General features: G+C 39.6%; 7 protein-coding genes and 3 pseudogenes. 3 read left to right on the top strand and 7 right to left on the bottom strand.

Annotated features, from left to right (window positions below; all coding sequences use genetic code 11):
• Positions 1 to 351 precede the first annotated feature (351 nt).
• A pseudogene (locus ACWNM1_RS29550) lies at positions 352 to 726 on the bottom strand (DUF3626 domain-containing protein); the annotation flags it as partial.
• Between ACWNM1_RS29550 and ACWNM1_RS29545 the strand changes: the two are divergent.
• Positions 725 to 1180, top strand: a pseudogene (locus tag ACWNM1_RS29545) (DUF3626 domain-containing protein); the annotation flags it as partial. The pseudogenes ACWNM1_RS29550 and ACWNM1_RS29545 overlap by 2 nt on opposite strands.
• A 48-nt stretch (positions 1181 to 1228) precedes the next feature.
• Here the strand turns inward: ACWNM1_RS29545 and ACWNM1_RS29540 are convergent.
• The 4 genes and pseudogenes from ACWNM1_RS29540 to ACWNM1_RS29525 form a co-directional block, all read right to left on the bottom strand.
• Positions 1229 to 2212: a phosphotransferase gene (locus tag ACWNM1_RS29540; protein ID WP_449603771.1), complete on the bottom strand. Its 984-nt coding sequence runs from the start codon at positions 2210 to 2212 to the stop codon at positions 1229 to 1231.
• Positions 2213 to 2544: 332 nt separating this feature from the next.
• Positions 2545 to 3138, bottom strand: coding sequence for a chloramphenicol phosphotransferase CPT family protein (locus ACWNM1_RS29535; protein ID WP_449603770.1), 594 nt, complete (start codon positions 3136 to 3138; stop codon positions 2545 to 2547).
• A gap of 134 nt (positions 3139 to 3272) precedes the next feature.
• A pseudogene (locus tag ACWNM1_RS29530) lies at positions 3273 to 3824 on the bottom strand (glutathione peroxidase).
• 251 nt (positions 3825 to 4075) lie between these two features.
• A complete protein-coding gene (locus tag ACWNM1_RS29525; protein WP_449603769.1) occupies positions 4076 to 5245 on the bottom strand; it encodes an MFS transporter in 1170 nt (389 codons plus the stop codon).
• A gap of 183 nt (positions 5246 to 5428) precedes the next feature.
• Here ACWNM1_RS29525 and ACWNM1_RS29520 point away from each other — a divergent pair, with 183 nt between their 5' ends.
• Both ACWNM1_RS29520 and ACWNM1_RS29515 read left to right on the top strand, forming a co-directional pair.
• The gene (locus ACWNM1_RS29520) at positions 5429 to 6289 is read left to right on the top strand and encodes a LysR family transcriptional regulator (RefSeq protein WP_231573292.1); all 861 of its coding nucleotides are present in this window, start codon (positions 5429 to 5431) and stop codon (positions 6287 to 6289) included.
• Positions 6290 to 6443: 154 nt separating this feature from the next.
• Positions 6444 to 6845: a VOC family protein gene (locus tag ACWNM1_RS29515; RefSeq protein ID WP_449603768.1), complete on the top strand. Its 402-nt coding sequence runs from the start codon at positions 6444 to 6446 to the stop codon at positions 6843 to 6845.
• A gap of 172 nt (positions 6846 to 7017) precedes the next feature.
• Here the strand turns inward: ACWNM1_RS29515 and ACWNM1_RS29510 are convergent, their stop codons facing one another.
• The gene (locus tag ACWNM1_RS29510; RefSeq protein WP_449603767.1) at positions 7018 to 7512 is read right to left on the bottom strand and encodes a GNAT family N-acetyltransferase; all 495 of its coding nucleotides are present in this window, start codon (positions 7510 to 7512) and stop codon (positions 7018 to 7020) included.
• A gap of 128 nt (positions 7513 to 7640) precedes the next feature.
• Complete coding sequence (locus ACWNM1_RS29505) at positions 7641 to 8618, bottom strand: phosphotransferase enzyme family protein (protein WP_449603766.1); 978 nt, start codon at positions 8616 to 8618, stop codon at positions 7641 to 7643.
• Positions 8619 to 8777 lie beyond the last annotated feature (159 nt).

The following is an 8777-nucleotide window of genomic DNA, read 5'->3' as shown; positions in this document are numbered from 1 at the left end:
TCAATGTTGTATTTTTACGCTGATTTCCTATAACTCTTATTCACCCTTGTCATTATCAGCAGAGCGGTTTTCCCAGTTAAGATCCTCGATATTGATCTTCTCCACTTCTCAAATCCGGCAGCAGTACTGTAGAGAAACTCAAGTAACGTCCTTTCTCTCAGTGATTGAGAAGCGATTTTTAAATGTATGTTTCTTCAAAAGCATAGCGAAAAAGGGAACGAGCAAAGCAAATCCGGTGTCCTAGGCTACTTGGCTTCAACTGATTAGATTAGAGCCTATCACGTTGACTGAACAGCTACCTTATCCTGTTTATTGAGCTAACTTCCCACACCAGTTCAACGAATTAGTCATTCATTTACACTCAAATGGATTACCAAATCTAACTAAAATATGCCACATATATTTAAATTCTTGAAGCACCTCTTCATAGGTCCCCCTATCGCTCCATCGTGCAGGATTACGTTTTAAATCATTGATAGCTGCTCCGACCACACTAGCGTCGATATAATCATTACGCGCTATCCGCTTAGCTAAGGAAGGCATAGTTGATCCTCTTAAATCCGCAGGTATTTCTTCTACACGCATAGCAAATCCCATATGCCAATATAGTTTAATAGAATACTTTAAGCATAATTGTTCAAATACATCTCCTATGTAAGTTCCTTTGAACGAAGGATCGGCAACAAGCATTTCTACTTCATCATTTAATATGATATCACCGTGAATCTATGTTACACAGTACGCTAGAACCCGAAAATACGAGGCTCAAAAGACAATTAAGGAAGTTCTTCAGCTGTCAGATATCCCTTGGAGTATATATGAGGATACCGTGCTTAAGCTGTTTACAAACGCGAGGGTCGCGCTGCATTTTCATCCTGATCGGCCAAATGCGGACATGAAAAGTGTGGCTCAGGCATTGCTTGAGCAGGGGATCTATAAGAGTCAGTTTGAAACTCATATTTCCAATGGCAGCGTATCTGCTTATACAGGAGGATCAAGGGATCTTTGGGAGAAAAAGATGTTTGGAGGCGCTTATCAGTTAGATGGCGTGACGAATAGCCAGCGCCCGAAGTACGGGGCGCTAGAATTAATGTTTCACCCGGATGGACCGGCTCCGCGGTTTGGGTTATGTTACTTCCTTCTCTCACCGAAAGTCTCCTATCACTGTACGTACACTTTCAATGGCGCTATTTTGTCCCGTTGGTAAAAATAAATAATAAAATTTCATTTACACAATTTCAAAGTTTCTAAATTCATCAATAAAACCTTCAAGCCAATCTTCTAAATAATCTAAAGCACCAGAATCACTGTCGATAAAAGCGACATCTAGACTCATCACCCAAAAGCGTCGAGCTATAACAAATAGTTCTATTGCCAATTCATCTTGTGCTGAGAAGTTTCTGACAGATCTGTAACCCGAGATTAACGCATTCCATAAGGGTTCTTTTTGATCCTCTAACTGACGCTTTCTAGCCCGAACTTGTGCCAAATCATATGCACGCCAACCATTAGCAGACCATTCAAAGTCGTAGTGAGTAAAATAGCTTCCTTCTTTGAATGCATTATTATTTCCATGCATATCTCCATGACATAACCCCCAATCCAAGCCTTGTCTAGAAGCAATAAGGATTTGTTCTTTCAATGCATTCGCAAATTCATGTAGAAATGGTACTGCCTCATTTTTTTCACCAATGTAGTTAACAATTCGTTCCAATGGTTGAGTGATGAGAAAATTTGTGTCCAACTCGTATCGCGGTTGGTTTAGAATAACTTGATCCATTGCTGTATGCAGTTCGGCTGCTGATCTTCCAAAGGTAAAGCATGATGCCTCGTCATGAAGTATGTTCTCCGTGCCATTGAGATAGCGAAAAATTACAGCAATTCGCTTCCCTTCTGGTGCATTTAGAACGGTATACAAGCTATTGTCTTTTTTTGCTATGGGTTCCGACACTTTTGTGTCCACAGAGTTAAGGACAATTTTCAATTGCGTTAATAAGGATAACTCATACGCTACATCATTTTCGTTAATTGCAACGCGGTAAACACGAAGTATGTAAAATCCATTAGAAGTTCGCACCCTGTAAATATCATTTAATCCTCGTAACCAATACAAACATTCAATCCATTGCCCGATATCATAATGATTGCTCAAACAGTATTCCAAGTATTTTGGATCTAGGACTGAACGTAAGACAGTAGGTTGTGTATACATCGCATTACTCCTCAATTTTTTTCTTGATCATATATCAGTTCATAATCCTAATCAGGTAATGATCAATTGTAAATTTTACTATCTTACTAATTATTTGTATCTATAATAATTAATTATAATCATTTGGGGTTTAAGTGCTTTCGATACCAAAAAAGGCTATCACTACGCTATCCTGCCTGTTAGTTGAATAAAGGCAGCCGATCCATTGATCGGCTGCCCTTATGTCTAATCGAACTATCGTTTCCTTTTACCTTAATTCCGAAATCCCTCGGGCAAACCGAGAGGCAATAGCCTCAATGCTGGAATATGGTGTTATCTGATGGATACGCCTACTAGGAAACACTAACATTTTTTTTACTTAATTTCTTAAATACTGAGTATTCCTTATTGGACTTAATAAAACTTAATATCTTTTCGGCACATTCTTTTGGATTCATCTCTTCAGTATTTACTTCGAGGTCATATTCATTAAAGCAATATACTTTGCTAAACTGTGAAGCTACCAGTCCAATTTTTCTATCTCCTCTTGCTTGTTCTCGTCTTATGAGTTCTTCTTTCGAGCATATTACACCTATAAATAACGTAGGCTGATCGAAAAATTGATCAAGAAACTCATTAAACCTCTTGTCATTGTCGATTACAGTATCTACTATTACATTAAAACCCATTTCTGATAACAATTTAATTGTCGAATGGTACACTGAGAATATGGAATCATCAAGTATTTGTGAGACAACTTGATGATCTATTTCTCTCGGAGGTTCATCTGGAAATTTATTATTAATAAAATCATTGTAATTATTAAAAAAATCATCAATTGATAAATGATAAAAAGGAATCTCTTTCTGATTTATCAGTTCAGTCGATATGGAAGTCTTTCCAGAACTTGAAGTTCCATTTAGATAAACTAATATCCCTTGTTTCAATTTAATCATCCTTCAAAAACGTATTTTTCAGATAACGTTATAATCACAAAGTTCATAAAATTATCCAACTCATAAAATATTCGAGAAACGATTGAACTATCCTGCCCGTTAGCTCAATCACTAATCGGATTCATTTACTTTAAAAGAAGTGATTCAATAAATACCTCTATGTCAAATGGTTCAGTCATTGTTTCGTATCTACCATATATATGGCCGTTTCGATCGATTAAAAACTTTGAGAAATTCCACTTGATCGCGACACCGGCATATATGTCCGGATACTTTTCCCGCAGAAAATCCTGCATCCATTGACCACCTGATGTCTCAGTATCGAATCCTTGAAATGGTGCTTGCTGTGTTAAATATTGAAATAACGGATGAGCAGACGGTCCCCTAACCTCAACTTTCTCGAATAAAGGAAACTTAACTCCAAAGTTGCTCTCACAATATTCATGTAGTTCCAAGTTGCTCTCTGGCTCTTTCTCGTTGAATTGGTTACAAGGAACACCTAATATTTAAAACCCTTGCTCATGATGAATTTCGTAAAGCCTTTGAAGATCAGGTAATTGGCGTGAATAGCTGCATCTACTGGCAGTGTTCAGAATAAGCAGAACTTTTCCACGATAAATTGACAATTCAACAGGCTCACCATTAATGGACTTCGCTTGAAAATCATAAATAGACATCAGACCATTCCTCCGCGTTATTATTATAAATAACATAATATCGCGACAGGCTTTTATTGGTCTAATATATAAAAGAAATAATCTTTATAGAATGAACCTATAATCCAATATTACCTTAGTATATTGCCCGTTTAATTTACTAGAAAAGAGGAGCTACCATATAGGAAACTCCTCTACTTATTTTCCCCCAATAAAATCCGTTTCTAAACTCATCATGAAAATAGTACATCCTCTCAGCTCTGGGGCTTATCCTAACTCGCTGGAGAACTTTTTTTATTTCCTATAGCCAATTGAACGATAATCTGAAGCACGATGATTACAGCCAAACCATAGAATGCTTGGACGAAGCTGCCCGTTGCATCGTGGAGCCAGCCAATGGCTAGCGGCCCAAGCGCTCCGAGAACGTAACCACCTGATTGGGTCATTGCGGACCAGCTACTGGCTTCCTGAGCATTGCGTGTTTCATCAATGGGCAACATCAGTGCAATCGGGAACAGTCCGCCCGCTCCAATACCGAGTGGAATCGCCGCTAGCCAGGGGCTAACGGATATGTTCAGCATCAGGACACCCATCAACTCTAATAACGCACACCCGACAAGCCAGAATACACGTCTTCGGTAACGGTGTACAAGCATGGGAATGAACAACGTAGAGGGCAGAGATATCAATGTAAATAAGGTTTGGATGTTGCCAGCCGTCTCTTGACTATACCCCTGGCTTTGGATTGCTGGCGCAAGCCAAGCGGTCAACGAGTAGAAGATCGCTGCCATCAGCCCGAAGAATAATGTCAGCATCCAGGCACGCTTGTTGTTCACCGGAAGTGGTGCATTAAGTACACTCGAATTTTTACCGGATTGTCGATCTGTGCGCGCAGACCAGGCTAATCTCAACCAGATCGGCAATGCAATGGCTGCGAGAAATGCCCATACAGCCAACGAGCCCCTCCACGAACCACCCAGCGTATGCTGAAGCGGAACCGATAGTCCCACACTAATGCTGGCCCCCATCACCATCGCTGTAGAGTAGATGCCCACCATGGCTGCTACTCGGTCAGGGAAGTACTGCTTAATGAAGCTGGATAATAGCGGCCCTGCCAATGCAATTCCTACACCGGATAGAAAAGAAGTTAACATCATCAATGGAGTTGTACCAACAAACCATCGTAATCCCGTACCTAACCCAATGAGGATTAAAGCCAGAACAATTGCGCCCTCATTTCCCCACTTTCTGCTTAATCTTACGGAGAACGGAGCAAATATGCCCATGCATAATACCGGAAGTGTGGTTAACAGACTCGCGGTAATCCCGCTTATACCCAGATCATTCTGTACAGTGCTCATTAGAGGTGAAATGGATGTAATGGGTGGTCGTAAATTCAGTGAAGCCAGGATAAGCGCCAGGACGATATAAAAAAGTTTCATTATGAATCACCTCATGGTAGTAGTATCGTTACATTCACCCATCATCCTATTTGTTAACGACAGATCGTTGGGTGGTGCACGATTAAGTATAGAATCATTAGAATGATTGAACAATACTATAGTTTCTATTAAAATGATTACTAAAACCAATGATTAGAGGGTATTCATATGGAGATTCGTCAGATGGAAAACTTCATTGCGGTGTGTGAGGAGCTTCATTTTACACGAGCAGCTGAGAAACTCGGTATATCTCAACCTACGTTGAGCCAACAAATACGTGCGCTCGAGGATGAACTCGGCGTTCCCTTATTTGACCGAGTCGGTAAAAAGATTGTGATGACCCAGGCAGGAAATCTGTTTCTGGAGCACTGTGTACAGATGATTCGGCATTTACAGAATACCCAGGATGCGTTAGCTGAATTACGCAATGACCAACGAGGTAGGTTAGTAATTGGTGTTCTCCCTTCCGATCTGGACTATCGGCTCACCCCATTGCTCGTGAATTTTCATGCACGATTCCCCAAGGTGCAGCTGAAGGTTATCTCTTCGATCTACGTCTTGAATCAAGTGCTGGATAATGAAGTAGATATAGGCATCGAGATCACGTCTGCCCCTGATGATCGGCTTGTACGCATTCCTTTGTGCAGTGAAGAATATGTACTCGTCGTTTCCGAGAATCATGATTGGGCTGAACGAAGCACGATTGGAATCCAGGAACTGCGAAATATCCAAACTGTGATGTTCCCCGAAGGATTTACGGGCAGAGAACTGGTTGATGGCTATTGCCGTAAATATGGATTCAGTTTAAATACGATCATGGAGACCAGTTCGGCTACTTCCATTATTAGCTTGGTTAAAGCCAACGTCGGAGGAACATTGCTGCCTTATCGTTTGATCCAAGCGATGAATGAACCAACACTACGCTGCATCCGAATTACAGACGATCCGCCATACCGTCACTTTGAGATCATTCATAGGTCCGACCGTTTTCTGACAAAATCGGCCAAGGCATTTATTGAGAAAACTATCGAGTATTTCAATTAAGAGTGAGTTGCGATATAGAGAGGAGAAGTTACTAAGGAAACCGAATAATGCAAGACAGAAATGTCATTGTGGATTCTTTTGTAAGATTCGCTTCTGCTGCCAGAACTAGAGTATAGTAGGAGTTGTTAAAAAATTATTCCAGGAGGCTATAGCCATGCCACAGGAGATCTGGATTAACCTGCCGGTCAAAGATGTTGAGAGGTCAACTGCCTTTTTCAATGAGATTGGATTCCATGCAGTGAGCGTTGGTAACGAGAGAGCCAAGCTTGACATAGGCCAAACAACGATTCTGCTGTTCCCGGATGCGGCGTTTGAGAAATTCACAGGTTCTAAAACCGCAGATACTTCCCATAGCGCAGAAGTAATATTCTCCATTGGCGCTGAAAGCAGAGAAGAAGTAGATGCCTTTATTCAAAAAGCAGAGTCTGCCGGAGGCAACATCTTTGGCAAGCCGAGTGAAATTGACGGCTGGATGTACGGCGCAGGATTTGCCGACCTGGACGGTCACCGCTGGAATCTGCTGTACATGGATGAGAGCAAAATGCCGAAACGCTAATATGAAAACACCGGCCACCTGCTTAAGGTGACCGGCATTTTTTTACACCCGCTATAATCTCATATTTGTAATTCAAATCAAAATCGTTGCTTAGAAGGAGAATTAGAGGGTGAAACTTATAGAATCACCTGGGTTAGCCTATCGTTTCCCATTACTTCAATAAGGATGTGCTTTAAAAGTAATCGGGGATATCAAGTACTATGGAGTCGATATCATTTTCTTTTGAGTAATACATACAAAGACTGTCTTTATATTTTTGGAACTCATTAGGTAGTACAATAAAACCTAATTCTTTGTAAAATTCTATTCCAATATCACTATAAAGGAAAAAGTTGTTACACTTTTCTTCCTGTTCAAGTTTATTTATCGTTTCTTTGACCAATAAAGAAGCATGTCCTTTTTTTCTTAAATATAAAGGCGTAGCAATTGAACCAATCCCTTTTACAATTTGGTCATCAGAAAGATTTAGTTCATATACGATGAGGGAGCTTAATAGTTGCTTTGTATCTGTTTCTTCAAGAACGTACCACTTTCCCTTTTTATACTTTTTGGAAGCCTGGCACATAGTTATATATTCTTCATAAGGCAGATTATCTCCCCAAACATCATAGCCCATCTTATAAATTTCGATCATTTCCTCTTTTGTTGCTTCCCTAATTTTTTTCAAAGTACCTCTCCTTTTGTTTTATGCGGTTATAGATTCTTTTCGATAATAAGCTTATCATGATCTCTATTCTTCTGAAGCAAAACTGCTCCCAAAATATCTGGGCTAGCGTTCTCCGTTCGTTGAACAAACTACTCCCAGTAAGGAGTACCACTAAAGAGAAATTCTTCTTTATTTACATATCGCTTAAATTCCCGACTAGCTAATTTACTAATGTGACTGGGTAACCACTCATTAGATTCAGGCAGTCCAAGCCAAAAATTCATTGTTTCGAGTTGTGCTGCTACAAAGAAACCTTCCAAACGTTGAACATAATTATGAGGCAGGTCGAATTGTTTTGCGTATGATTCTAGCAACTGGTTTCTGAATGCTGGGTGGATATAAGAAAGTGTCCAACCTAAATCGAATAAATAATATCCGAACCCACAAGCTCCAAAATCAATAGCTCTAGCTTCTTGTTCATGAAACACAAAATTACTTGGAATCAAATCTGCGTGAATTATCCCCCAATTGCCAGGTGTTGTTTCTATGTCGTTCATCATTAAAATTGCACACTCTCCGGCCAGTTGCAGAATTTCCACATCATTTTTATCGAGCTCACCACCGTTAGCAAGCTGTTTTAGCTTTTCTAATGATTGTGAAATTCTAGAATTATCAAATGACGGTCGAGTAAATGATGACGGAATTTCCCAAAAAGATGATTGTTTATGAAGCTTTCCGATCAATTCGCCTACACACTCGGCATCATTGACTGTTGGAACAAATTGTTTTTGTTCACCATCTACCCATTTCAACAATGTACAGTTTATGTCAGCTATCTTAGTAACATATTCACCAATGTTATTTTTTATAGGTGATGGCAACACCAGATTTGTATCATTTGTTAATGATTCCAGCCAAATCATTTCTGAATGGATGACTTTTTCCTCAGACCAAATACTTTCCATCGAATCACTTTTTGATAGATGTATTCGCAAACTATAGCAGTTACTTTCCTTATCTGTCACTTTATAGATGGTGTTTGCATTTTGGCTAATATGAGCTATTGATTGATAAGTAATTGGATAATAAGTTAATGCTTCTATAGCAATATCCTGAGTATTTAGCAAGGTATCTTCCCTCCCCTTGAAACAACCGAATAAGGACATCGTACCATAATATTTTCCAATAGTTTGGGAGAGAACACTTATATTTATATTTTATCCATCACTTAGTTGATTAAGGTAACCTGCTCATCAATATGTATTATTCAACTATCGTGTCCCGTT

The organism is Paenibacillus sp. Marseille-Q9583 (assembly GCF_976954365.1).
Note: the sequence above shows the minus strand (reverse complement) of the source record. Positions and strands in the feature narration are given on the sequence as shown.